This window comes from Pseudomonas sp. GGS8, from assembly GCF_024168645.1.
Classification (GTDB): domain Bacteria; phylum Pseudomonadota; class Gammaproteobacteria; order Pseudomonadales; family Pseudomonadaceae; genus Aquipseudomonas.
The window spans coordinates 3,125,467-3,150,685 of the sequence record NZ_JALJWF010000001.1 but is presented as its reverse complement, the minus strand read 5'-3'; the positions used below and the strand labels follow the sequence as shown (position 1 = coordinate 3,150,685).

Here is a 25,219-nt window from a genome sequence, read left to right as displayed (position 1 = left end):
ATTTGTCTCATCTTCAGTTATGCTCGCCGTTCGTCGTGAACGCTGGAGCCGCTGATCTTATGTCCCCCACTCGCCTGTTTGTCCCCCTCGCCCTTGCTCTGCTGAGCGCTTGCGCCTCGCAACCGAAACAGAACCTGACCGTGGAAAAACAAAGCGAATGTCCGGCGAAACTGCACAACGGGCAAACCCTGATCCTGACGCTGCCAAGCAACCCGACCACGGGTTACCGCTGGGCGATTCAGGATTCAGCCGGTGGCGTGTTGCGCGCGCTCAGCCCCGAGGTTTACAGCAATCCGGAAGACGCCGGAATCATCGGCAGTGCCGGCATTTCAACCTGGCGTTTCCAGGCCTTCGCCAACGGTACTGGCCGCCTGCGACTGACTTACTCACAACCGTGGGCACCGGAAGTACCCGCCGTGCAAACCTTCGACTGCGCCATCGCGGTTAACTGATCGTGGGCTGGCTGATTCTGGCGTTGATGGGCGCGGTGACCTTTGTGTATGGCTTGAGCGTGCATGCCGCGCTGCTCTGCCTGCTGGTCAAACCGATGCCAGTGCTGGCCCTGCTCGGCTGGTTGCACGATGCACCGCCCAGCGAATATCGGCGCTGGATCAGCCTGGGTTTGATTTTCTCCTTGGTCGGCGACGTGTTGCTGGCATGGCCGCAAGACTTGTTCGTGTTTGGACTTGGAGCGTTTTTGCTCGCGCATCTGGCGTATCTGAAGGCTTATTTGAGCGATTGCCGGCGTCTGGCTGTGTTGCCGCTGATCCTTGCCTTCGGCGTGGGTGCCGTGCTGCTGGGGATTCTGATTTCCAATGGCTTGGGGCCGCTGCTGATCCCGGTGATCGTCTACGGCCTGGCCATCAGCGCCATGCTCTGGCGCGCCCTGGCCCGACTCGGCACCGACGTGCCCAAACGCTCGGCGCTGCTGGCGGCGGCGGGCGCGGTGGCGTTTGTGCTTTCTGACAGCGTGATTGGCATTAACCGGTTTGTGATGCCATTTCATGCCGCGCCTTATGTGATCATTCTGAGTTACTGGCTGGGGCAATGGGGGATTGCGGCGTCGGCGTTCACCCAGAAACCGCGCTGAATCCTGTGGCGAGGGAGCTCGCTCCCGCTGGGCTGCGAAGCAGACCCAACCCAGGCGACACCAACTTCCCAGACAAAACCCACTTACTGGATGACGACTGCTGCGCAGCCGAGCGGGAGCAAGCTCCCTCGCCACAACAGCATGTCTCTCCGTTAACCGAGGTTAGTCCGGCGGTTTATCAGACAACCCGCGCATCCCCGCGTCAAGTTGGCTAAAATGCCGGCCTTTTCCACCTATACCGCTGGAACCGCCGTGAGCAAAGAATCCGATCGCCTTTTCGCCCAGCCTTTGGCCCAGGTGCCTGACTTCGCCTTTAACGAGGACGTGGTGCGGGTGTTCCCGGACATGATCAAGCGCTCGGTGCCGGGTTATCCGACCATCGTTGAAAACCTCGGCGTGCTCGCTGCGCAATTCGCCCAGCCGAACAGTGTGCTCTACGATTTGGGCTCGTCTTTGGGCGCCGTGACCCAGGCCTTGCGCCGTCACGTGCGCACCGACGGCTGCCGGGTGATCGCTGTGGATAACTCTGCGGCCATGGTTGAGCGTTGCCGCGAATACCTCAACGGCCAGGACTCGATGTTCCAGGAGTTGCTGCCGGTGGAAGTGATCGAAGGCGACATCCTTGCCCTGGAATTCCAGCCGGCCTCGGTGGTGGCGCTGAACTTCACCCTGCAATTCATCGCCCCGGACCAGCGCACCGCGCTGCTCGCGCGCATCCGCCAATCGTTGCTGCCCGGTGGCGCGCTGATTCTTTCGGAGAAGCTGCGCTTCAACGATCCCGAAGACCACGCGCTGCTCACTGAGCTGCACGTAGCCTTCAAACGCGCCAACGGCTACAGCGAACTGGAAATCGCCCAGAAGCGCAGCGCCATCGAAAATGTCATGAAGCCCGACAGCCTCGAAGAACACCGCGAACGCCTGCTGGCCGCCGGGTTCTCGAAAGTCGTGCCGTGGTTCCAGTGTCTTAACTTTGCCTCGTTGATTGCCTTGCCATGATTGATTTGTCCCCCCTTGCCCGCCGTCTGGCCGGTACTCCGCTGGCCGACTGGGCCAACACCCTGCAAGTGCAACTCGACAAGAAAATGGAAAAAGGTCACGGCGACCTGGAGCGCTGGCAGAGCGCCCTGGATGCGTTACCGAAGATCCAGCCGAGCGAAGTCGACTTGTTGAACGGCTTGAAGCTGGACACCGATTGCAACGACGAAACCCGCGCGCAAATGCGCACCGCGCTGATGGGCTTGTCACCTTGGCGTAAAGGGCCGTTTGACCTGTTCGGCGTGCATGTCGACACCGAATGGCGCTCGGACTGGAAGTGGTCTCGCGTCGCTCCGCACCTGGACTTGAGAGGCAAGCGTATCCTTGATGTCGGTTGCGGCAACGGCTATTACATGTGGCGCATGCTCGGCGCCGGTGCCGACAGCGTGATTGGTGTCGATCCGAACTGGCTGTTTTTCTGCCAGTTCCAGGCCGTACAGCGTTACCTGTCAGAACCGAATGCCTGGCACCTGCCATTCCCTTTCGAAGACCTGCCGCCGAATCTGGAAGGGTTCGACACGGTGTTTTCCATGGGCGTGTTTTACCACCGCCGTTCACCGATCGAGCATTTGCTGGCGCTGAAGGATTGCCTGGTCAGGGGTGGTGAACTGGTGCTGGAGACGCTGGTGATCGAAGGCGATCAGCAGCAGGTATTGGTGCCGGAAGACCGTTACGCACAGATGCGTAATGTCTGGTTTCTGCCGTCGGTGCCGGCGCTGGAACTGTGGCTGCGTCGCGCCGGGTTCAACGATGTGCGTTGCGTGGATGTGAGCATGACCACGGTCGAGGAACAACGCGGGACGGAGTGGATGAAGTATCAGTCGTTGAGCGATTTCCTTGATCCGGATGATCACAGCAAAACGGTTGAAGGGCTGCCGGCGCCGATGCGCGCGGTGATTGTTGCTCGCAAGTAAGCCCCAATCCCCCAAACACCGAGATCCCCTGTGGGAGCGGCAAGTCGGGTCGCCGCACCGCCGCTCCCACAGGGATCAGTGCTTACTCTGAAGATTTGGCTCGACGGGCCTTGAAAAACTCGCTCAACACCGCCCCACATTCCTCCGCCAACACCCCACCCTCATACAACACCCGGTGATTCAGAAAGCCCTGGGTAAAGAACTGCCCCTGGCTCTGCACGATCCCGGCCTTGGGCTCCAGCGCGCCATACACCACCCGGGCAATTCGCGAATGCACGATCAGCCCGGCGCACATGCTGCACGGCTCCAGCGTCACGTAGAGCGTACTGCCCGGCAGGCGATAGTTGCTGGCGGCCTGGGCGGCGGCGCGGATCGCGACCATCTCGGCGTGGGCGCTGGGGTCATTGCCGCTGATCGGGCAATTGAAACCGCGCCCAATGATTTCACCGTCCTGCACCAGCACAGCACCCACTGGCACTTCACCCAGCGCCGCGCCTTCGGCGGCGAGGGCCAGGGCTTCGCGCATGAAATCACGATCACGGCTGCGGTCGATAATCGCCGCGGGGCGTATCTGACGCATCACGCCACCTCGATGGCGGCCATCAGGCCGGTTTCCATGTGGTCGATCACATGGCAGTGGAACATCCAGACGCCCGGGTTATCCGCCACCAGCGCCACTTGCGCACGCTCGTTCTTACCCAACAGGTAAGTGTCGGTGAAGTACGGGATAACCTTGTGCCGGTTCGAGGCAATGACTTTGAAGCTCATGCCATGCAAGTGGATCGGGTGCTGATACTGAGTCATGTTTTTCAATTCGAAAATATAGCTTTTGCCCTTTTCGAGCTTGGCAATCGGTCGATCGGCGCAGGTCTTGTCGGTGATGTCCCAGGCCTTGCCGTTGATCTGCCACAGGCTGGGCGGTTTGCCGTTATCAACGTCGACCGACACCGAGCCCACCCATTCAAAATTGAAGTTGAGTTTCTCGGCATTGGCCAGGTCTGGCTCGGACACCGGATTGGCAGGCAGTGCCGGCGGCCACTCGGTCGGCGCGTCGGTATTGGCCACCGAGCGCAAGGTGCCCAGGCGTACCGGGCCGTTGCGCAGGGACAATTCTTCGCCGGCCGGCGGTGCCTTGATCGCCAGGCAAATGCGCATACCCGGGCCGAGCCAGTATTCCTTGCCCAGCGGGCGCGGTTCAATCGGGTTGCCGTCCAGCGCGTAGATCTGCGCTTCGACACCGGGAATGTTGAGGCGGTACGTCAACGTATTATCGAGGTTGAGCAGGCGTACGCGGGTGATCTGCCCGGCGGGCAAGTCGATCACCGCTTGTGAGACGCCATTGATGGTCGACAGCCCCCCCGCCGTACCACCACGGGCCGCTTCACGAGGAATGCTGAACGGCACGAAAGCACCGATTTCATCGACATGCCAGCTCTTGAGGCTCAAGGTCTTTTCGTACTTGAAACCGGTGGGCTCGCGCTCTTCGATGATCAACGGCCCGACCAGCCCGCGACCGAGCTCTTCGCTGCTGTTCACGTGCGGGTGATACCAGTAGCTGCCGGCATCGGGCACGCGGAATTTGTAATCGAAGTATTCGCCCGGCAGCACCGGCAATTGCGAGACATACGGTACGCCGTCCATTTCCAATGGCAGGCGGATGCCGTGCCAGTGAATGGTGGTCGCCACCGGCAAGTGGTTGATGAAGCGCACCCGCAACCATTCGCCCTGACGCACACGCAACTCAGTGCCCGGCGCCGATGGGCCGAACGCCCAGGCTTGAGTCTTGTGCCCGGCCACCAGTTCGACGTCCAGCGGGGCGGCGATGAGCTCATAGTCGTGACCGGCGTCAGCATCGGCCATTTTGCCCAGCCAATAACGCGACGCGCCACCGGCTCCGACACCAACGACAACAAGACCGGCCAGGCCACCGAGGATTTGGCGACGGGTAAAGGACATGAACTCAACTACCTCACGTATCAGCCACAGGCGCGGTGCCTGCAAAAGGCGAATACGATACACCTGCGGTTGAGAAACAGTAAGGGCAGCGCGGCGGATGGTCACAGTCCTTGGCGATCTTTTCGGGCTCGTGCGGGATGTCTGCTGCAATGCGATTGTAGAATTTGTGGCCGCTTCGCTGATCGTTACTTAGTCGTCGTCAATCAGGGAATCGCCCTACATCCATTTCCACCTTTCCCGACTTCTTTCCTGATCGATCCCCCCGCAAAGTCCCCGCGCCTAATTTTCATACGTTGATGGAGCACGTCGCCCGCATCGAACAAGAACTCGCTGTTATCTCCGGGGCAGATAGATTTTATGACCGCTTCGCGCTCAATCGCGGGCAAGCCTCGCGCCTACAGGATTGAAGTCGTTCCTATATTTGGCGGTCTGCCTCGATTCCGTAGGAGCGAGGCTTGCCCGCGAAGCGGTCTTACAGTCGGCGAAATTTCTGGGCAAGGTCGTCGGAAGTTTCCTGCAAAACGTATCGGTTTCCATGAACTGGTGTGAAGTGAGATCCATGGATAGTCTTTGGCTGTCACTGCGAATGCAGTGGTAGGGTGTAGGAGCCCTCTCTCATGGTGCAACAGCTTTGTCGTTTGATTGCGGCGCTTAATTCGTGTCCGTAAGATCGTTCGCGGCGGCTGTGCGCGGGACACGCTTCGGCGTGGCCGAGGTTCATGAGTGCTCGGTACTCCTACTCCTGCGCATGGCTGCCACCCAAACCTGTAGGAGGGTGCGTTGGCAGCTCATATTCATACTCATGGAAATTACAAATGACGACGCTAACGCCAGACCCACCCTACGAAAAACCAATTCCCCACCCCGACAACCGCTTCATGGCGCTCACCAGCAACTGCAGCGACATGCCCACCCTGTTCGTCGATACCCACGCGCCGATCGATGTTTTGTATGACGCTGCCAGCTATCGAATTCGTGCAGTCACTCAGGTGCTTGAGAACATGTCCATGCGTGGTTCGGTCGAGTGCGAATCCTTCATTCTCAGTGACTTTGCCTTGCTCTGCGCCATTCCGTTACGGGATGGGTGCGATGTGCTGGATGTCATTGGGCGACGGTTGCGGGCTCGGCCTTCGGAGTAGCGCCGAGCGGTTTTGGCGAGGGAAGTTAAGAAATTTGAGCGATGAAAATCCTGTGAGAGCGAGGCTTGCCCGCGAAGAATGCAGCGCGATTTTTCAGGTGTTACGCGTCATCGTTCTTCGCGGGCAAGCCACGCTCCCACAGGTTCTGCGTCTTGACTTACCGGCATTAGGGCACCCCCCTCACCACCGAGGTCCGGTTATGGCTGCAGACCGGTGATCAGATGCACCACTCCACCGTTCAACATCATGACGCCTGCCACCCCCGCCGCCGTCAACGCCTGCCGATCCATCCGCGCCACATCCCGTAACTCCACCCGCATTCGCGTCAGCGCCACCGGCTGATGGGATTTGAGGTTATCAACACCGCCCAGCGCGGCCACGACATTCGCTGCTAAACCGGAAACAGGTTGAGCCACTACTTTTAGCTCATCCACCACCAGGTCCGGGGTCAACGCTTTCCAGAACGCCCGCTGCATTTTCTCGAACATGCTCAGTTCTCCAGAACCAGTGAAGTATCGACCGTTGCCTCGTGGTGCAGCCGCAATGCCTCGCGTACCTGCTCGGCACTTTCCAGCCCCAGCACTTGCTGGGCGATGGCCTGACAGTCCAACAGGTCGACTTCGCGAACCGCCGCTTTGATCGCCGGAATCAATGGCACGCTCACCGACAGCTCATCCACACCAAGCCCCAGCAGCAACGGTACCGCCAGAGTTTCTGAAGCCAGGGCGCCGCATACGCCGACCCATTTGCCATGGGCATGGGCGGCTTTCACGGTACCGGCGATCAAGCGCAGCACCGACGGATGAAAGCTGTCGGCCTGGCTGGCCAGCCGTGGGTGATCGCGGTCCATGGCCAGGGTGTATTGGGTGAGATCGTTGGTGCCGATAGAGAAGAAATCCACCTCGGGTGCAAACAGATCCGCCATCAGCGCCGCTGCCGGTACTTCGATCATGATCCCCAGTTTCGGCAGTTCGGTAAGCCCTAATGCCAGCGCCTCTTCTTCAAGTAACTGACGGGCCAGTCGCAACTCCGATAGCTGCGCGACCATCGGCAACATGATGTGCAGGCGAGCCAGTCCGGCGCTGCTCAGAATCGCCTTGAACTGTTCGCGCAACAGCTGCGGACGCTCCAGGCACAAACGAATGCCGCGCATGCCCAGGAACGGGTTGGTTTCGTGGTCCATCGGCACGTAGGCCAATGGTTTGTCACCGCCGACATCCAGAGTCCGCACCACCAGACTGCGCGTTGGCCCCAGCGCGCGGGCGATGGCGCTGTAGGTGGAGGCCTGCTCGTCATGACTCGGCGCATGATTGCGATCCAGATAAAGAAACTCCGAACGCAACAGACCGACGCCCTCGCCGCCCAGCGTCATGGCCTGTTCGGCTTCGGCCACCGAAGCGATGTTGGCGGTGATTTCAACGTGATGCCCATCGCGGGTACAGGCGGCCTGCCCTGCATTAGCCAGCTCGTATTGCTGGCGTTTCTTTTGCCGTTGACGACGAGTTTGCAACTGCTCAATGGCGGCCAATTCAGGATCAAGCTGCAACTCGCCCTTGTCGGCATCGAGCAGAACCCGGGTGCCATTGGCCAATGCCAACACCTGGACCGGCAAACCGCAGATCGCTGGCAAGCCGAAGGCCCGGGCGAGAATCGCCACGTGGCTGGTGGCGCCACCGCCGACCGTCGCGAACCCCAGCACCTTGCGCGTGTCCAGGCCAGCCGTCTGGGAGGGTGTCAGTTGCTCGGCAATCAGAATCGCCCCTTCCGGCAACTCCATCGCACGATCCTCTACACCGAGAATCAACTTGAGCACCCGTTGACCAACGTCAGCCAAATCCGCGGCCCGTTCGGCCAGCAAGGCATTGCCCAGTTTTCTGAACAAGGTGGCGGTCGACTCGGTGGCAGCCTGCCAGGCGAAACCGGCACTTTTGCCGGCGTCGATCAGTGCCAGGGCCTGATCCAGCAGGCTGGGGTCTTCGAGCAGTTCCTGATGCGCCTTGAAGATATCGGCCTGGGCATCACCCGTGGCCTGGTCACGCAACTGCTGCAGGTCTAGAACCGCCGTCGCCAACGCCCGGGACAGGTGCTCGCGCTCAACTTGCGCGCCCCGACCGGATTCAATGACTTCAAGGGTCTGTTGCTCAATCTGCACCACCTGACCAAACGCCGACCCCGCCGATGCACAGACACCGCGCAGCACCTTCAGCGATGAAGCCTCAGCGGCAACCGGCTCAACCTCTGCCATCACCGTGACGGCTTCCCCGCAACCGGCAGCGAGCAACTCGGCCAGGGTCTTGATCGCCACTTCGGCATCCGCACCCGCCGCGCTGACTTGCAGGATGTCACCATGGGCAGTCTGCAACGCCATGATCGCCACCAGGGATTTGGCGTTTGCGCTGTCCTGCTGTTTATGCAGACAAATGCTCGCCGAAAAACCTTTCGCCGCTTGGGCAAACACTGCCGCGGGGCGCGCGTGCAAGCCGTTGGCATTGGGCAGTTTCACCGGTTTGGAGAACAGTGCGTCGCCTTCCTCCAATCCCCGTTCATCGACCGTCACTTCGGATGGATTCAAACTCAGCAGCGGCTGACCGCTTTGCACTACACCCGTTTCGGGCGCCAGCCAAGTGAACGGTTCACCGCTGACCACCAGCATCAAGGTCAACAAACTGCGCGCGTTCAAGGCAATGTAATCGGCATCGAACTCGATCAGTGCCTGCCCTACCTCAACCCGCTGACCTTCCTCTACCAACCGGGTGAAGCCCTTGCCGGCCAGGTTCACGGTATCGAGGCCGATGTGCATCAACACCTGCACGCCGTTGTCGTCGGTAATACTGACGGCATGCCCGCTGGCCTGCACATTGCTGATCACTCCAGCCAGCGGTGCGCACAAGGTAGACGAAGTCGGGTCGATACACAGACCGTCACCGATCACGCGACTGGAAAACACCTGATCGGGCACCTGGTCCAGCGGCATCAGCACGCCGGACAAGGGTGCCAGCAGTTGCAATTGTTGGGGTGTGGCCATGACGTCACCTGCTGTTTTGTTCTTTGAAGTGCCGATGGAGCGCGAGGCCCCGACAGCATCGCTTATTTCCACCAATACTCGACCTGCAATCCGACGTTCGAACCGTGTCGCGCCGTGCCAAAGGCGCCGGTATCGGACAACGCCGAACCCGCCGCCAGTTCATTGGCCGCCCGTTTGGCCGCCTCGTTCCAGCTGGCATAGGTGTAATACAGACGCACCTCGGGGCGCGCCCAGAATTCCGGGCCTTTGGGCGACCAGGTCGGGGCGATGGTGAACTTGCTCAGTTTGCGCGTGCCGCCTGTGGCCTCGACCTGATCGTGGCCCAGTTCGGTCACCAGTTTGATTTGCTCGGTGATCGCATAGGCTGGGCGAATCCCGAGGGAAATCCAGTTCTGGTCAGCGCCGTCGGGGCGAATGTCCTTCTGATAAACCGCCTCGACCTGCCCGCCGAAGCGCGGCGTCACTTGCCAGTCGAAGAACTCCACCACGCGATAGCTTTTACTGCTGTCATCCAGCTTCACGTTACCGGTATAGCCCAACCCGGTGCCGGGGCCTTCGCCGTACTGAAAGGCCAGTTTGTTCTTGCCGCCCAGAAAGCCCTTCTGCACATGCTGGGTGGTGATCGCCCAGCCACGGTGAGCGTCGCGACTGTCGGGTTTATCGATGTAACTCAAACCGAACTCCAACTCACCGCCAGGGTTGGTGTTGAAGCCGGCGACGTTGAAATCGTGACGGTTGATGTAGTCCTTCTGGTACAGGTTGTCCTTGCGTGAGAAGGCGTAGCTGTACTTCAGATCGCCGATCAGCACGTCTTCGATACCGCCGCCGGTGGCGCTCTGGTTCCAGTAGTAGAAGTCGGAAATGTGGATGTCGTTACGTTTGTAGTAACGCCGACCGGCCCACAGCGAACCACCATTGAGGCTGGGCATGTTCGACCATTGCGCGTACATCTGCGGCATGCGCACCGAGCCGTTGTCACCATTGAACGTCAGGTCCTTGTCGTACTGGTTATACAGCGATGCCATGCCGTCGACGCTGAGCACCGAACCATCGTCCAGGGTGTACAGATCCTGGCGCAATTCAAGTTCAGCGTACTGCTCACATTCGTTACCCAAGCGGTATTTGGTCTGCGCTCCCGGCAGTTGAAAACACTGCTGTTTACCGCTGTTAACCGAGGTCCCGACGCCGCTGCGCAAGTATCCGGCGAATTCCAGCGCCTGGGCTGACAGTGGTAATGCCAGGCACACGCCCGCCGCTACAAGACTGCGATTTATTGTTGTTTTCAAGAACCACCTCATTATTTTTATTGTGTGATGCAGCAAAACCGGCGCGCAAAACTCCCCCGCGCAGTGTTCTGCGTGTTGTTCGAAACAGTGTTTTTAAATGTTGGTCAGGTGCAGAACGAACGACTCATAGGGCCGTAAAAATACCTGCTGATGTCGTGGCGGACAGTCCGGGTAATTGCTGATCACCAGACGTTGCACCCTCGCTTCGCTGAGCACCTCTGGCGGCAGTTCAACTTCGCACGGTGTGCCATAGAAGTTGTTCAGCACCAGCAAACGTTCACCATTGCCTTCACGCACATACGCCCAGATTTGTCTGTGCTCAGGCAACAACTGCCGGTACACACCATCGGACATCAGCGCTTCACTGCGGCGCAGGGCAATCAGCTGACGATAGTGATGCAGCACCGAATCCGGATCGTCGAGCTGGTTGGCGACGTTGATTTGCGCGGCATTGGCCGGCACCCCGATCCACGGTTCGACCGCACTGAAACCGGCGTTCGGCTCGGCGTTCCAGTGCATCGGCGTGCGACTGTTGTCCCGGGACTTCTGCATGATCGCCGCCATGTTGTCGGCGTCGCTTGCACCCGCCTCGCGCTTGAGCCGGAAGATGTTCAGGGTCTCGACATCGCGGTACTGATCGATGTGATCGAACCCCGGATTGGTCATGCCCAGCTCTTCACCTTGATACACAAATGGAGTGCCCTGAAGGAAATGCAGCGCGGTGCCGAGCATTTTCGCCGACACCACCCGATGCTCGCCGTCATCACCAAACCGCGAGACCACTCGCGGCTGGTCGTGGTTACACCAGAACAGCGCGTTCCAGCCGCCACCAGCCTGCATACCGGTCTGCCAATCGGAGAGGATGCGCTTGAGTTCGAGGAAATCGAAATCGGCGCGAATCCACTTTTGCAGGTTCGGGTAATCAACCTTCAAGTGATGGAAGTTGAAAGTCATCGACAGCTCTTTCGACTCCGGCCGCGAATAGCGGATGCAGTGTTCCAGGCTGGTGGACGACATCTCGCCGACGTTGATCAGGTCGTGACCTTCGAACACTTCGCGGTGCATCTGCTGCAAGTAGTCGTGAACGTTCGGGCCGTCGGTGTAGAAACGTCGACCGTCGGTGCTGTCCTCGGGGAAATCCGCCGGTTTGGAAATCAGGTTGATCACGTCCAGACGGAAACCGCCCACGCCCTTGTCGCGCCAGAAACACATCATCTTGAAAACTTCGGCGCGCACCTTGGGGTTGTCCCAGTTCAGGTCGGCCTGCGTGTGATCGAACAAGTGCAGGTAATACTGACCCGTCTGGGCTTCGTACTCCCAGGCTGAGCCGCCAAACTTGGATTCCCAGTTGTTCGGCTGGTCGCGCCAGATGTAGAAGTCGCGATAAGGGCTATCAAGGCTGCTGCGGGCCTGCTGGAACCAGGTGTGTTCGATCGAGGTGTGGTTGACCACGATGTCGAGCATCAGCTTGATCCCGCGCTTGGCGGCTTCGGCGATCAGCAATTCGCAGTCGGCCATGGTCCCGTAGCTCGGGTCGATGGCGTAGTAATCGCTGATGTCGTAACCGTTGTCGCGCTGGGGCGAACGCAGGAACGGCGTGATCCACAGGCAATCGACGCCCAGCCAGTGCAGGTAATCGAGCTTGGCCACGACGCCGAGCAAATCCCCTGTGGGGTTACCAGCGTGGCTGTGAAAACTCTTCGGGTAGATCTGGTAGATCACCGAACGTTGCCAGTCTTGCATGGCGGATTCCTTTTTGAATAGGTGCTGGCGAATGCGATCTATCAAGCGACCCGATACCCGGGCCGGACAATCTTCATGCTCAACCCGCAGGTCAAAACAAACGGCACGACCATGGCAATCACCATCCCGACCACGAACATCGGGATGAACTGCGGGATGATCGAGATGAAACCGGGCAAGCCGCCGACCCCGATTGCCGAGGCCTGAACCTTGTTCAGCGACAGGAAGATGCAGCCCAGGGCCGAGCCGATCAGGGCCGCGTAGAACGGAAACTTGTAGCGCAGGTTGACCCCGAACATGGCCGGCTCGGTGATGCCAAAGTAGGCAGAAATCGCCGAGGTCGAGGCCATGCTTTTGTCCCGTACATTACGGGTCATGTAGAACACTCCCAGTGCCGCGCTGCCTTGGGCGAGGTTGGACATGACGATCATCGGCCAGATGAACGTGCCGCCCTGAGTGGAGATCAGTTGCAGGTCGACCGCCAGAAACATGTGGTGCATGCCGGTGATCACCAGCGGTGCGTAGAGCAGGCCGAAAATCGCCCCACCGACCATCGGCGCCAGGTCGAACAGGGTGACCACGCCTTCCGTGATGAGAATCCCCAGGTGGCGGGTCACCGGACCAATTACCGCCAGCGCCAGCACACCAGTGACGACGATGGTGGTGATCGGCACCACCAGCAGTTGAATGGCGTTCGGCACCCGCGCCCGCAGCCATTTTTCGATGACGCTCATCACATAGGCCGCCAGCAGGATCGGCAGGATCTGGCCCTGATAACCGACTTTCTCGATCTGGAACACACCGAGGATGTCGAAGTACGGCAGGCTCTGCCCCTCCAGCCCGGCCACTGCTTTGCCGTAGTTCCAGGCGTTGAGCAGATCCGGATGCACCAGCATCAGGCCGAGCACAATGCCGAGGATTTCACTGCCGCCAAAGCGCTTGGCCGCCGACCAGCCCACCAGTGCCGGAAGGAACACGAAGGACGTGTTGGCCATCAGGTTGATCAGGCTCCAGAGCCCGTCAAGCTTGGGATAAGCATCCAGCAGGGTCTTGCCTTCGATGAACATGCCCTTGGCGCCGATCAGGTTGTTGATGCCCATCAGCAGGCCGGCAATGATCAGCGCCGGGAGAATCGGCATGAACACGTCGGAAAACACCCGCACCAATCGCTGCATCGGGTTGATTTTGTCGGCGCTTTTCTGTTTGACGTCAGCGATGGTCGAGGCCGTCAGACCGGTTTGCCGGCGCAGCTCGGCGTAGACCTTTTCCACTTCGCCGGGGCCGATCACCACCTGGAACAGGCCGCCGGTGTAGAACGAGCCTTTGACCAGATCGATCTGGTTCAGCGTGGCGCTATTGACCAGGCTCGAGTCCTTGAGGGCCAGGCGCAGCCGTGTGACGCAGTGCGCGGCCTGCTCGAGGTTGTCGCTGCCACCGAGGCTGTGCAGCAGCTCGGTGACGATGTTCGGATAGTCATGGCTCATGCTTGTTCTTCCGCTGTAGTTTTTTGTTATTGGCAGCACGCCGAAGCGAAAAATACTCGTCTGTACGAGTTAAAGCAACAACTCGTACAGACGAGTTTGATTTTGTTTATCCTGAACCCGACAGGCGGCGATATTTCCTACCTCCGAAGTCAAAGAAACCCAAAGCCGCATGGACAAACCCCTACCCTGCCCTTAAGGTTCAAAACCTTGAGCACAACGCGGCACAGAGCCATCCCCATGAGTAAATACAACCAGATCTACAGTGATCTGCTTGCCAGCATCACCACCGAACGTCTGGAACGCGGCGCCCGATTGCCTTCCGAAACCGAACTGATGGATAGCTATCAGGCCAGTCGCGGCACCGTGCGCAAGGCCATCGAACAATTGCAGGAGCGCGGTTTCGCCCAGAAAGTCCACGGTAAAGGCACCTTTGTGCTGTCCACCAACCCGATCGAGTTTCAGCTCGGCGGCATCGTCAGCTTCCAGGAAACCTATCCACGACTGGGCAACGACGTCAGTACCGAGGTGGTCGAATTCACCCAGATTCCCCTCGAAGGCCCGCTGCTCGAACACATCAAGGCTGCGGAAGGCAGCCTGATCACGCGGATCAAGCGGGTGCGGCGGATTGACGGCAAACGCGTGATCCTGGACATCAACCATTTCGTCAGCGACGTGATTCCCGGTCTATCCCGCGATATCGCCGAGCACTCGATCTACGCCTTCATCGAGCAAACCCTGCAACTGCAAATCGCCTACGCCCAACGCACCATCGAAGCGGTGCCCCGCAGCAAAGACGACCAGCAACACCTGGACCTCGACGGCCAAAGCCATGTGATTGTGGTCAGCAACCAGACCTTCCTGCAGGATGGGCGGCAATTCGAATACACCGAATCGCGGCATACCCTCGACAAGTTCTACTTCTCCGACGTGGCACGTCGCTGACCCTACACGGTCGCGCAACGCGTTTGGGCATAACTATGTAGTGCACTTCCCTTGAGCAAATGGGCAATCCTCAGCGCCCCATTTCTCAAGGAACGAGAGCATGCCTGTTGATCAACGTACCCAAGTGTTCACCAGTGCCGCTGACAAGGAACAGCTGACAATCATTGCGTCAGTCATTGTGGCGGCCTGTCCGGACTTGCAGGAAGAAGCCCATGCGATGGCCAGTGAAATCCTCGCAAAGCATGGCATTACCGGCCTGGACCCGGATCAGGTCTGGTGGCATCGGTTCAACAATGTGTCAGCCAGCAGCACCAAGGCCTTCCTCGGCTGGGAACACAGTCCTAAACCCAGTGAATCAATGACCCTGACTCAACTGGTCATTCATCGGTATTACGTCACTGACCAGGACTACTCCGACCAACTGGACGCTTACGGCGGGTTTTACACCGCTGACGCCACCGCCGGCATTTTCAACGAAACCAATGAAGTCCGGATGTACCCGAGCGAAGTGCTCAAGGACTTCTGGCACGAGACCTTCAGCGACCGTTATCGGAACAAACTGAACGCCTACTGGAGCGCGCATTTCGATGATTATCGGGCCCTGGCCAAATGCAACTATCTGAGCAAAGCCGTCGAGGCACGGGAAAACGGAGTGCTGCAGGAGGAAGAGTTTCAGACCGTCATCCGGGCCGTCGCCGCTGACAAAAGCTGGCCGATCACTCTGGAGACCTTGCGTGCGCAAACCTCTGTTCCCGCCGACCTGCGGGTGTGCGCCCTTGACATCGGCGGGCATGTCGCCACGGATATTCTGCGCATCGTTGACAGCAGTGGCCGGCAAATCACCTATGTTCCCGGCGCCACGGAAGCCTTCCATGTGCATCCGACGCTGACGGACATGCACTGGTGGATCTTGCTGCAAATGAACGATGACGCGCGCTATGCCGAATTCATGACCCATTTCCCGCTGTCGGTGCGTCAGGATATCCACGACAACATCACACCCCTGATGAACCAGTTGGTGGGCACGTGGGGCAAATACGACCACCATTTGATCAATCAGAAGAACATCACCATCGGCGCCGACGCGTTCACATGGCTGAGCGGCAATATCCGGAGCGCGATGTCGGAAGAAGCGGATCTGTCCCTGGTCACCAATGGACAACTGCGCAAAGGCATGTGGCTCGGCTACCTGACTGCCGGTCTGCACGTCTTCGGGCCGCTGGCACTGCTCGGCTGGCCGATTGCGCTGCCGGTGATTGGGGGCAGCATCGCCGCCATGGGCTTGAACATCGACAAGGCCGTCAATGGCAAAACGGTGGCGGAACGCAAGGCCGGCGTCAAAGGCGCCGTGCTGGATGGCATCAACCTGCTGTTCAACCTTCCGCTGCTCAAAGAGGTCAATGTGCTGGAGGATGTTGGCGCTTCGGTCGACGTCGCCGAAGCTGCGCAAATGGCCAGACTGCGAGAGGTCGATAATCCCGCTGAAACGATCCGTGCAGAAGAACCCGTTGCGGCTGATGAATCAGAGAAAACAATCTCTCAACTTCAAGAGTCGATCCCCCTGCAACCGGAACCTGCATCGACTGTTGAAGTGCCGGAGCATTGGCAAAGCAACGAGATCCTGGAAAGCGAGACACCGATCGCCAGCAGCGGCAAGTTCCAGGGCATTTACTCGCTCAACTCCACCCCGTCGACCGCCATCATGATGAACGACGCGGCCTATTACGTGCGCTACGAAGCCGACATCAACGGCGGCGGTAACTGGGCCATCATCGACCCGGCAAATCCCCACGGTATTTCTGGCTCGATGCCGGTTCGATTAAATGCTCAGGGTGAGTGGGAACTCACGTACAGAAGCGGGTTGAAGGGCGGCGGGAACGACCTCGTCGACCCCGTACCGGGCACCTCCCAGGCAGCCTCTGAGTCCCAATCTGTGCCTGCGATCCGTACTGTCTCTACCCAATACGATTCTAAAATCAGATTGTGGAGACTGGCCTTGGGCAAGAGCGAAACGCATATCAAGCTGGTTCGACAGCCAGACGGCAGTTTGAAGGGTACGAGCTACTATGATCAGTATGTTGCGCCACGCCGCATGGCGCTGATGAGCGATACCCGCCTTCACTATTCGCGAACCGGTTTTTTTGCCGCACTGCCGGCGCGCCCTGTGCAGCCGGTGCTGACTCCCTCAACGTCCATTTCCGAACTCCTCCAGCAGGTGTTCGACAACGCGGCAGGACTGGTCATCGGAGAGAGCCAGGATCGAATCGCCAGCCTGCGGCTGCTGATCGAAAACATGCCGACATTAGCCAGGCAAGGCGTCAGGACGATCTACATGCATCGCCTGCTCAACGACGTCAATCAGGTGGATCTGGATGCTTTTTTCAACGCCAGCACCGAGGCGATGCCAGAAGATCTGAAGGAGTATCTCGACCTGCTCCAGAGCGATCCCTCAGGCCAGTTCACGCCCCTTGAAGTCATCAAGGTTGCCAAGAAAAATGGTATTCGAATCCAGGCAACCGACTGTCTGGCCAGCTATCGGGGTACTGGATCGCCGCTTATCGATGTGCAACAACAAGCCATCAAGAACTACCTCACCCACACCATCATCCAGGCCGACCAAGCACTTAACGGCCAAGGTAAATGGGTGGTTCTGACGGGTCAGGAAAATACCAACACCTTCAGGAGCATTGCCGGCATCAGTGAAATGAATGGCGGTATCGGCGTGCGGATTGAAGAAGTGCTTCCCGGACGCAACCTGACCATCGAGGTAGACCGAGGTATCGAGGTGGGTCGCAACGCCACTCCAGAACCATCAGACAGCCATGGAGACTTCGACACCCTGTACGCTGATATCAGCGTGGAAGTGCCGCTGCCCTTGCTGCAACGAAACCCGATTGAAATCGAAGGCCACCTGTTCCGCCAGGGGATGTTCACCTTCGAGGAATCGAACGGGTTCCTGACATTGGTACATCGAAGCAGAACCGGTCAGGTCATGCGCACACTGGTTGAGCGAACGGCCGATGGGCAATACCTGATCAACCGCCCCACCTGGACCGACATCCATCAAAAACCTTACCCCAACCTGATCAGCCTTTCCCACGCGCTCACCCGCATGGGCATGAAACTTGAAGGACGCTTGCCAGGGTAGGAAAACACCGCACCGTGAAACGCAAAAGGCCCCGTGAACTCACATTCACGGGGCCTTTCGGTTGTTACCGACGATCAGTCAGACCGGGATCACTCCCACTCAATCGTCGCTGGCGGCTTGCTCGACACGTCGTAGGTGACGCGGGAGATGCCTTCGATTTCATTGATAATGCGGCCGCTGACGGTTTCCAGCAGTTCGTAAGGCAGGTGCGCCCAACGCGCGGTCATGAAGTCGATGGTTTCAACGGCACGCAGGGCCACGACCCAGGCGTAACGCCGGCCATCGCCGACCACGCCAACCGATTTCACCGGCTGGAACACCACGAACGCCTGGCTGACCTTGTGGTACCAGTCCGCCTTGCGCAGTTCTTCGATGAAGATGTGGTCGGCGCGACGCAGCAGGTCGGCGTATTCCTTCTTCACTTCGCCGAGGATCCGCACGCCCAGGCCCGGGCCCGGGAACGGGTGACGGTAGACCATGTCGTACGGCAGGCCCAGTTCCAGGCCCAGACGACGGACTTCGTCCTTGAACAGCTCGCGCAGGGGTTCAACCAGCTTGAGGTTCATTTCTTCCGGCAGGCCGCCCACGTTGTGGTGCGACTTGATCACGTGCGCCTTGCCGCTTTTCGCGCCAGCCGACTCGATCACGTCCGGGTAGATGGTGCCCTGGGCCAGGTACTTGATGTTGTCCAGCTTGCAGGATTCGGCATCGAACACGTCGATAAAGGTACGGCCGATGATCTTGCGCTTCTTCTCCGGGTCCGACTCGCCCGCCAGGTTACCGAGGAACTGTTCTTCGGCGTTGGCGCGGATCACTTTGACGCCCATGTTCTCGGCAAACATGGCCATCACTTGCTCGCCTTCGTGCAGACGCAGCAGGCCGTTGTCGACGAAGACGCAGGTCAGTTGGTCGCCAATGGCTTTGTGCAGCAGCGCGGCAACCACCGAGGAGTCCACGCCGCCGGACAGGCCGAGCAGTACGTTGTCGGTGCCAACCTGAGCACGGACCTGGGCAATGGCGTCTTCGGCAATCTTCGATGGCGTCCACAGCGCTTCACAGCCGCAGATATCGAGGATGAAGCGCGAGAGGATGCGACCGCCCTGCTTGGTGTGGGTCACTTCCGGGTGGAACTGCACGCCGTAATAGGCACGGTCATCGTTGAACATGCCGGCAATCGGGCAGCTCGGGGTGCTGGCCAGGATGTGGAAGTCTTCCGGCATCTTGGTGACCTTGTCACCGTGGCTCATCCATACGTCGAGGCCGAACAGGCCATCGGCGTCGATATGGTCTTCGATGCCGTCGAGCAGGCGGCTCTTGCCGACCACATCGACACGGGCGTAACCGAACTCACGCAGGTCGGAACCTTCAACCTTGCCGCCCAGTTGCTCGGCCATGGTCTGCATGCCGTAGCAGATACCGAAGACTGGCACGCCCAGATCAAACACTGCTTGCGGGCAGCGAGGGCTGTCGGCTTCGTGCACGGACTCGGGGCCGCCGGCGAGGATGACGCCTTTTGGAGCGAATTCGCGAATGGCTTCCTCGTCCATGTCGAACGGATGCAGTTCGCAGTAAACGCCGATTTCACGCACGCGGCGGGCGATCAGTTGGGTGTACTGGGAACCGAAGTCGAGGATCAGGATGCGGTGAGCGTGAATGTCGAGGGCCATGATTCAGTCTCGTCTAAGTAATTCAGAAACAGTCGTGATTCAGAAACAACTCGGGGCTGAATAGAACAGCCCCGGTTGCTTAACGATTTGCTTGAAGCCTCAACCTACGCGGTAGTTTGGCGCTTCTTTGGTGATCTGTACGTCGTGGACGTGGGACTCGGCCATACCGGCGCCGGTGATCCGCACGAACTCAGGCTTGGTGCGCATTTCTTCGATGTTGGCGCTACCGGTGTAGCCCATCGAGGAACGCAGGCCGCCCATCAGTTGATGGATGATGGCGCTCAGGGTGCCCTTGTAAGGAACACGCCCTTCAATGCCTTCCGGAACCAGCTTCTCGGCACCCGCGGAGGAGTCCTGGAAGTAACGGTCGGAGGAACCTTGAGCCTGGGACATGGCGCCCAGCGAACCCATGCCGCGATAAGCCTTGTACGAACGGCCCTGGAACAGTTCGATCTCGCCTGGCGCTTCTTCAGTACCGGCGAACATCGAGCCCATCATCACGCAGGAGGCACCGGCCACGATGGCCTTGGACAGGTCACCGGAGAAACGGATGCCGCCGTCGGCGATCAACGGAACACCGGTGCCTTCAAGGGCAGCGGCGACGTTGGCGATGGCACTGATTTGCGGGACGCCGACACCGGCGACGATACGGGTGGTGCAGATCGAGCCTGGGCCGATACCGACCTTGACTGCGTCAGCGCCGGCTTCGGCCAGGGCCTTGGCGGCAGCGCCGGTGGCGATGTTGCCGCCGATGACCTGCACTTCAGGGAAGTTCTGTTTGACCCAGCGAACGCGGTCGATCACGCCTTTGGAGTGACCGTGAGCGGTGTCGACCACCACCACGTCAACGCCGGCATGAACCAGGGCAGCTACGCGGTCACCGGTGTCTTTACCGGTACCGACTGCGGCGCCAACGCGCAGACGACCTTGATCGTCCTTGCTGGCGAGCGGGTAAGCCTTGGCTTTTTCGATGTCGTTGACGGTCATCATGCCTTTGAGGGCGAATTTGTCGTCGACGATCAGCACGCGCTCGATGCGGTGCTTGTGCAGCAATTCACGCACATCGTTCTTGTTGGCGCCTTCCTTGACCGTGACCAGGCGCTCTTTGGGCGTCATCACTTCACGGACGGAGACGTCCATGCGGTTCTCGAAGCGCACGTCACGGGAAGTGACGATGCCGACCAGGTCACCATCGTGCAGTACCGGAACGCCGGAGATGTTGTGCAGGCGGGTCAGTTCGAACAGTTCACGCACCGTGGCATCGGCCTCGATGGTGATCGGGTCCTTGACCACACCGGCTTCGTAACGCTTGACCTTACGCACTTCGGCAGCTTGCTGCTCGATGGTCATGTTCTTGTGGATGATGCCGATGCCACCTTCCTGAGCCATGGCGATTGCCAGACGGGCCTCAGTGACGGTGTCCATAGCGGCGGAAACCAGTGGAATATTCAGCTCGATGCCACGGGTAAGGCGGGTCTTGAGACTGACTTCGTTAGGAAGCACCTCGGAATAACCGGGCACTAAGAGAATGTCGTCGAATGTCAGAGCTTCTTGGCTGATACGCAGCATCGCGGGGGCTCCCGAGCGGGAAAATGGAAGCGCGCCATTATAGTCAGACACCCCTTCGTGTTCAATGTAAAACTCTGTCTATTATTGGCATTACTGACATACGGAGAAACAACGCCCCCATAAGGGACCGACATCAGCATTTACAGTTCGACTTTGACCCAGCTCATGGGCTGATCCAGCCAATCGGCAAATTCATCAATGAAGCTCTGCTTGAACCCGGCCTCGAGCCAATTGTTGAAGATGAACCCCAGGTTGGAAAAGCCGCATTCCTGCAAGAACAGGAAGCCGTTGATGTCGTCCTCATGCCCGCATTCAGGGCAGGTGAAGTTATCGGTGCGCCCCGGCATCCAGTCTTCCAGGCTTTCGAACAGCGCCTCGCCGATCTCCTTGCGGCACTCGGCACAGCCGGCTTCTTCGAGGAAACCCTTGGCCGGTGTATAGATGCAGCGCTTGGTGATGATCTCCAGGCCATTGATCGGCTCGCCAAACGGCAGCGCTTCAGGGTGCAGGACCACGGCGCGAGCACCGTCGGCGATGGCGTGGGCCATGCGATTGCCGGTGCGGCCACAGGTGGTCAGCTCTTCTTTAATGATGTTCTTGCGCACCAGCCACCGCACGACCGCCCGGGCCCGGGGTTCGTGTACCGGCAGTGTGGAGATTTTCGGGACGATGATGCTTTGCGAATTCATGGTGCAAGCCTACTGCGTCAAATGGATGCTCTGAGGTGTTCGTCCTGACGCTATCGCGGGCAAGCCCGCTCCCACACGATATCGGTCGTAAGCACATTTGTGCTCACCTGAGATCCCTGTGGGAGCGGGCTTGCCCGCGATAGCGTCAGGGCGGCCGGCAGCTTAATCCCTGACGAAATCCGGTCAAGTACTCAAATAACGCCCGATCAAGGCAATCCCGCTGGCCAGCACCAGCCAGGTCACCAGCCGCACGAAGGCCTCGCGGGACAATTTCATGTTCAAACGTCGGCCGATCCACAACCCCAGCGCCATCGCTGGCAACAAACACAACGCCAATACCAACAAGGGTAGCTCGGCATATACCCCGGCGACGGCAAACAGGCTCAAACGCACCACGGTGCTGCAACTGATCAGCGCACTCTGGGTGGCCCGGGCCTCGTCCTTCGGTAACCGACTGTTCAAATAGATTGCATATAAAAAGCCGCCACTGCCAAACAGCGCCCCGAACATTCCACCCACCGTGCCCATCGGCACCGCCCAACCGGCGGACAATTGTGCCGGGCGGGTTTTAATCCACAGGCTGTAAATCGCATAGGCACTGATAAACAGCCCCATCAACAGCAGCAATACATCGGATTTCAGGTTCAGCAGAAAAATCACTCCCAACGTGCAGCCTACCGCCATGCACGGCAGCAGTCGCAGCAACTCGGACCGTTCAACATCACGCCGTGAAGGCAGCAAATTGCCGAAAGCGGCGACGAAATCCAGCAGAACCAGCAATGGCACGATTTTCGACAGAGGCATGAACAGAATCAGAACCGGTCCCGCCACCAGCGCGGTGCCGAAACCGGCGATGCCGAACACGATATAGGCCAGGGCAACCCCCAATCCGATCACCAACCAATCCACCGCACCCCACGGCCATTGGCTTAATAACTCCAACACATTCATCGACACGGCTTCCTTTTATTCCTGTGATGACTTTAGCCAGCGCCAGGCGTTGCGACTAATATCTTCAAAATCGATCACCCATCTCAGAAAGGCATATCTCGTGCTTTCAACCCGCCAATTGCGTTACTTCGTGGAAATCGCCGAGAGCGGCAGCTTCAGCGCGGCGGCTGAACGACTGTTTATTGCTCAATCGGCCTTGAGCCGACAGATCAAGGACATGGAAACCCGTCTGCAAACGCCGCTGTTCGAACGCACGGCACGTCAGCCGCGACTGACAGCGGCCGGTGAAGCCTTCCTGCCGCGAGCCAGAAACTTATTGACCGAACTGACCAAGGCCAGCGAGATGGCTACCCAAATCGGCAATGGAGAACTGGGCACCTTGCGCCTCAGTCATTCCAGCACCGTGCCCATGAGTGGTCGCCTGCTGCGAAGCATCAGCAACTACCTGGATCCGCATGCCGGCGTTTCCATGGACATCGTCAAGCTATCTTCCGAAGCGCAACTTGAAGCACTGGCCGACAATCGGCTGGATATCGGATTGCTGCGCCTGCCGGTGTTGCGCCAACGTGAAGACGTGCAGATTGCTCCTTTGTACCGCGAACGATTGCTGCTGGCCGTTCCCCCCAACCATCGACTGGCTGTGGATAAGTCCGCTCAAGGCATCGACTTGGCGCAATTGAAGGATGAGGCGTTTATCTCCATTCCTCATCCGCAGCGTGGCGGGTTGAGTTATCTGTCCGCCGAGTTGTGCATGCGTCAGGGATTCTTCCCGAAAGCGGCTCGGGTGGTGTCGCGCAAAACCACGCAACTGCAACTGATTCAGGCCGGGTTCGGCATCGCGCTGTTACCGGAATCGATGCAGGACATTGCACCGCCCGACATCCACTTCCTGCCCTTGGCCGACCCCGATTGCCACAGCACCGTCGCCCTCGCCTGCCGGCAAGATCCCACCGCGCTGGTCCAGCAATTCGTTGAACACATCACCCGATTGCCGTAGCAACACCTGTGGGAGCGGGCTGTGGCGAGGGGGCTTGCCCCCGTTGGGCTGCGAAGCAGCCCCAAAATCCCTGATGTATCAAAGATCTTGTGAGTGCTACGCACTCAAACGGGGGCAAGCCCCCTCACCACAGTCTCGCTGCCACAGGGGATTTTCGCCGGATCATGGAGATTGATCGTCGAATGCCTTTAAACTGCGCCCCATGATTAAAGATCCCTTTGCAAGACTCGGCCTGGACCGGGAAGTCCTGACTGTCAGCCAGCTCAACGGCCGCGCGCGGGTGTTGCTCGAAGACGTGTTCAGCAATATCTGGGTCGAAGGCGAAATCTCCAACCTCGCCCGCCCGGCGTCCGGCCATGTGTATTTCACCCTCAAGGATAGCGGCGCCCAAGTGCGTTGTGCACTGTTCCGGCAGAACGCGGCACGGGTTCGCCAGGCGCTGAAGGACGGCCTGGCGGTCAAGGTTCGCGGCAAGGTTTCACTGTTCGAGGGCCGTGGTGACTACCAACTGATCCTCGACACCGTGGAACCGGCCGGCGACGGTGCCCTGCGCCTGGCCTTCGATGCACTGAAGGAAAAGCTCAGCGCCGAAGGCCTGTTCAGTGCCGAGCGCAAAGTGCCGCTGCCGGCGCATCCACAACGCATCGGCATTATCAGCTCGCCCACCGGCGCGGTGATCCGCGACATCATCAGCGTGTTCCGCCGCCGCGCACCGCAGATCCAACTGACGCTGATCCCCACCGCCGTACAAGGCCGCGAAGCCACCGCGCAGATTGTCCGCGCACTGAAACTGGCGGATGCCCGTGGTTTCGATGCGTTGATCCTGGCCCGTGGCGGCGGCTCGCTGGAAGACCTCTGGTGTTTCAACGAAGAAGCCGTGGCCCGCGCCGTGGACGCCTGCGTAACGCCAATCGTCAGCGCCGTCGGCCATGAAACCGACGTATCGATCAGTGACTTCGTCGCCGACGTTCGCGCCCCGACGCCGTCCGCCGCCGCCGAACTGCTCGCGCCGGACTCCAGCGATCTGGTGCGCCGGGTCGAAAGCCTGCATCGTCGCCTGGTGATGCGCATGCGTGACCGCTTGATGCGCGATCGGCTGCGCCTGGAAGGCATCTCTCGCCGCTTGCGCCATCCCGGCGAACGTCTGCGTCAGCAGGCGCAACGTCTGGATGATCTGGACATGCGCCTGCGCCGCGCGTTCGAACGCAGCCTCAATACCCGTCGTGAACGCCTGATCCGTCTGGAAACCCGCCTCGCCGGGCAACATCCGGGGCGGCAATTGGCGATGCTTCGCCAGCGCCTCGACAGCCTCGCCGAGCGCCTGCCCCGGGCCATGCGTGAAGGGCTCAAGTCCCGTCGCCTGCAACTGCAAAGTCAGATGCAGACGCTGCATGTGGTCAGCCCGCTGGCGACCCTCGCTCGTGGCTACAGCATTCTGCTGGACGAGCGAGGCAACGCGATCCGCAGCGCCGCGCAAACCCACACCGGCCAGCGCCTGAAAGCCAAACTCGGCAAAGGCGAACTGCAAGTGCGGGTCGAAGACAATCACCTCACGCCTGTCACCCTTTCTTTACTGGATTGATC

The 25,219-nt window shown here is 59.4% G+C and carries 20 protein-coding genes; 9 read left to right on the top strand and 11 right to left on the bottom strand.

Annotated features, from left to right (window positions below; all coding sequences use genetic code 11):
• The first annotated feature begins 59 nt into the window (after nt 1-59).
• From J3D54_RS14160 to cmoB, 4 genes are all read left to right on the top strand, one after another.
• A complete protein-coding gene (locus J3D54_RS14160; protein ID WP_253419129.1) occupies nt 60-452 on the top strand; it encodes a protease inhibitor I42 family protein in 393 nt (130 codons plus the stop codon).
• Nucleotides 453-454: 2 nt separating this feature from the next.
• Nucleotides 455-1,090 carry a lysoplasmalogenase gene (locus J3D54_RS14155; RefSeq protein ID WP_253419127.1) on the top strand — a complete coding sequence of 212 codons (636 nt, stop codon included), beginning with the start codon at nt 455-457 and terminating at the stop codon, nt 1,088-1,090.
• A gap of 216 nt (nt 1,091-1,306) precedes the next feature.
• Nucleotides 1,307-2,086 carry a carboxy-S-adenosyl-L-methionine synthase CmoA gene (gene cmoA, locus J3D54_RS14150; protein WP_253419125.1) on the top strand — a complete coding sequence of 260 codons (780 nt, stop codon included), beginning with the start codon at nt 1,307-1,309 and terminating at the stop codon, nt 2,084-2,086.
• Entirely contained in the window at nt 2,083-3,039 is a 957-nt protein-coding gene (gene cmoB / locus J3D54_RS14145) for a tRNA 5-methoxyuridine(34)/uridine 5-oxyacetic acid(34) synthase CmoB (RefSeq protein WP_253419123.1), read from the top strand. Before cmoA ends, cmoB begins: the two co-directional genes overlap by 4 nt.
• A gap of 82 nt (nt 3,040-3,121) precedes the next feature.
• On the opposite strand, the gene tadA is transcribed toward cmoB, so the two are convergent.
• Together tadA and J3D54_RS14135 are read right to left on the bottom strand one after the other, a co-directional pair.
• Nucleotides 3,122-3,619 carry a tRNA adenosine(34) deaminase TadA gene (gene tadA, locus J3D54_RS14140; RefSeq protein ID WP_253419121.1) on the bottom strand — a complete coding sequence of 166 codons (498 nt, stop codon included), beginning with the start codon at nt 3,617-3,619 and terminating at the stop codon, nt 3,122-3,124.
• Nucleotides 3,619-4,995 carry a multicopper oxidase family protein gene (locus tag J3D54_RS14135; RefSeq protein WP_253419119.1) on the bottom strand — a complete coding sequence of 459 codons (1,377 nt, stop codon included), beginning with the start codon at nt 4,993-4,995 and terminating at the stop codon, nt 3,619-3,621. Before J3D54_RS14135 ends, tadA begins: the two co-directional genes overlap by 1 nt.
• Before the next feature lie 815 nt (nt 4,996-5,810).
• Here J3D54_RS14135 and J3D54_RS14130 point away from each other — a divergent pair.
• Entirely contained in the window at nt 5,811-6,134 is a 324-nt protein-coding gene (locus J3D54_RS14130; protein ID WP_253419117.1) for a hypothetical protein, read from the top strand.
• Nucleotides 6,135-6,331: 197 nt separating this feature from the next.
• Here the strand turns inward: J3D54_RS14130 and J3D54_RS14125 are convergent, their stop codons facing one another.
• The 5 genes from J3D54_RS14125 to treP all read right to left on the bottom strand — a co-directional run bounded on the left by J3D54_RS14125 (nt 6,332) and on the right by treP (nt 13,672).
• The gene (locus J3D54_RS14125) at nt 6,332-6,622 is read right to left on the bottom strand and encodes a PTS transporter subunit EIIB (protein WP_253419114.1); all 291 of its coding nucleotides are present in this window, start codon (nt 6,620-6,622) and stop codon (nt 6,332-6,334) included.
• A gap of 2 nt (nt 6,623-6,624) precedes the next feature.
• Nucleotides 6,625-9,159 (bottom strand): phosphoenolpyruvate--protein phosphotransferase, encoded by a 2,535-nt coding sequence (ptsP, locus tag J3D54_RS14120; RefSeq protein ID WP_253419111.1) that lies wholly within the window; start codon nt 9,157-9,159, stop codon nt 6,625-6,627.
• 62 nt (nt 9,160-9,221) lie between these two features.
• Entirely contained in the window at nt 9,222-10,445 is a 1,224-nt protein-coding gene (locus J3D54_RS14115; protein ID WP_026345671.1) for a carbohydrate porin, read from the bottom strand.
• Between the two features lie 93 nt (nt 10,446-10,538).
• Nucleotides 10,539-12,188, bottom strand: coding sequence for an alpha,alpha-phosphotrehalase (gene treC / locus J3D54_RS14110; RefSeq protein ID WP_253419109.1), 1,650 nt, complete (start codon nt 12,186-12,188; stop codon nt 10,539-10,541).
• A gap of 41 nt (nt 12,189-12,229) precedes the next feature.
• Nucleotides 12,230-13,672: a PTS system trehalose-specific EIIBC component gene (gene treP, locus J3D54_RS14105; protein WP_253419107.1), complete on the bottom strand. Its 1,443-nt coding sequence runs from the start codon at nt 13,670-13,672 to the stop codon at nt 12,230-12,232.
• 237 nt (nt 13,673-13,909) lie between these two features.
• Between treP and treR the strand changes: the two genes are divergently transcribed.
• Both treR and J3D54_RS14095 read left to right on the top strand, forming a co-directional pair.
• Nucleotides 13,910-14,614, top strand: coding sequence for a trehalose operon repressor (treR, locus tag J3D54_RS14100; protein WP_030129865.1), 705 nt, complete (start codon nt 13,910-13,912; stop codon nt 14,612-14,614).
• 100 nt (nt 14,615-14,714) lie between these two features.
• Nucleotides 14,715-17,762: a membrane-targeted effector domain-containing toxin gene (locus tag J3D54_RS14095; RefSeq protein WP_253419104.1), complete on the top strand. Its 3,048-nt coding sequence runs from the start codon at nt 14,715-14,717 to the stop codon at nt 17,760-17,762.
• An 89-nt stretch (nt 17,763-17,851) separates the two neighbouring features.
• On the opposite strand, the gene guaA is transcribed toward J3D54_RS14095, so the two are convergent.
• The 4 genes from guaA to J3D54_RS14075 form a co-directional block, all read right to left on the bottom strand.
• A complete protein-coding gene (guaA, locus tag J3D54_RS14090; protein WP_064620114.1) occupies nt 17,852-19,429 on the bottom strand; it encodes a glutamine-hydrolyzing GMP synthase in 1,578 nt (525 codons plus the stop codon).
• Nucleotides 19,430-19,528: 99 nt separating this feature from the next.
• Nucleotides 19,529-20,998 carry an IMP dehydrogenase gene (gene guaB / locus J3D54_RS14085; protein WP_253419102.1) on the bottom strand — a complete coding sequence of 490 codons (1,470 nt, stop codon included), beginning with the start codon at nt 20,996-20,998 and terminating at the stop codon, nt 19,529-19,531.
• 140 nt (nt 20,999-21,138) lie between these two features.
• Nucleotides 21,139-21,687 carry a sugar ABC transporter ATPase gene (locus J3D54_RS14080; RefSeq protein ID WP_253419100.1) on the bottom strand — a complete coding sequence of 183 codons (549 nt, stop codon included), beginning with the start codon at nt 21,685-21,687 and terminating at the stop codon, nt 21,139-21,141.
• 183 nt (nt 21,688-21,870) lie between these two features.
• Nucleotides 21,871-22,638 carry a sulfite exporter TauE/SafE family protein gene (locus tag J3D54_RS14075; protein WP_253419098.1) on the bottom strand — a complete coding sequence of 256 codons (768 nt, stop codon included), beginning with the start codon at nt 22,636-22,638 and terminating at the stop codon, nt 21,871-21,873.
• A gap of 100 nt (nt 22,639-22,738) precedes the next feature.
• Between J3D54_RS14075 and J3D54_RS14070 the strand changes: the two genes are divergently transcribed.
• Nucleotides 22,739-23,635 carry a LysR substrate-binding domain-containing protein gene (locus tag J3D54_RS14070; protein WP_253419094.1) on the top strand — a complete coding sequence of 299 codons (897 nt, stop codon included), beginning with the start codon at nt 22,739-22,741 and terminating at the stop codon, nt 23,633-23,635.
• Nucleotides 23,636-23,837: 202 nt separating this feature from the next.
• On the top strand, nt 23,838-25,217 hold the full coding sequence (gene xseA, locus J3D54_RS14065) for an exodeoxyribonuclease VII large subunit (RefSeq protein WP_253419091.1): 1,380 nt from the start codon (nt 23,838-23,840) through the stop codon (nt 25,215-25,217).
• The last annotated feature ends 2 nt before the right edge of the window (nt 25,218-25,219 follow it).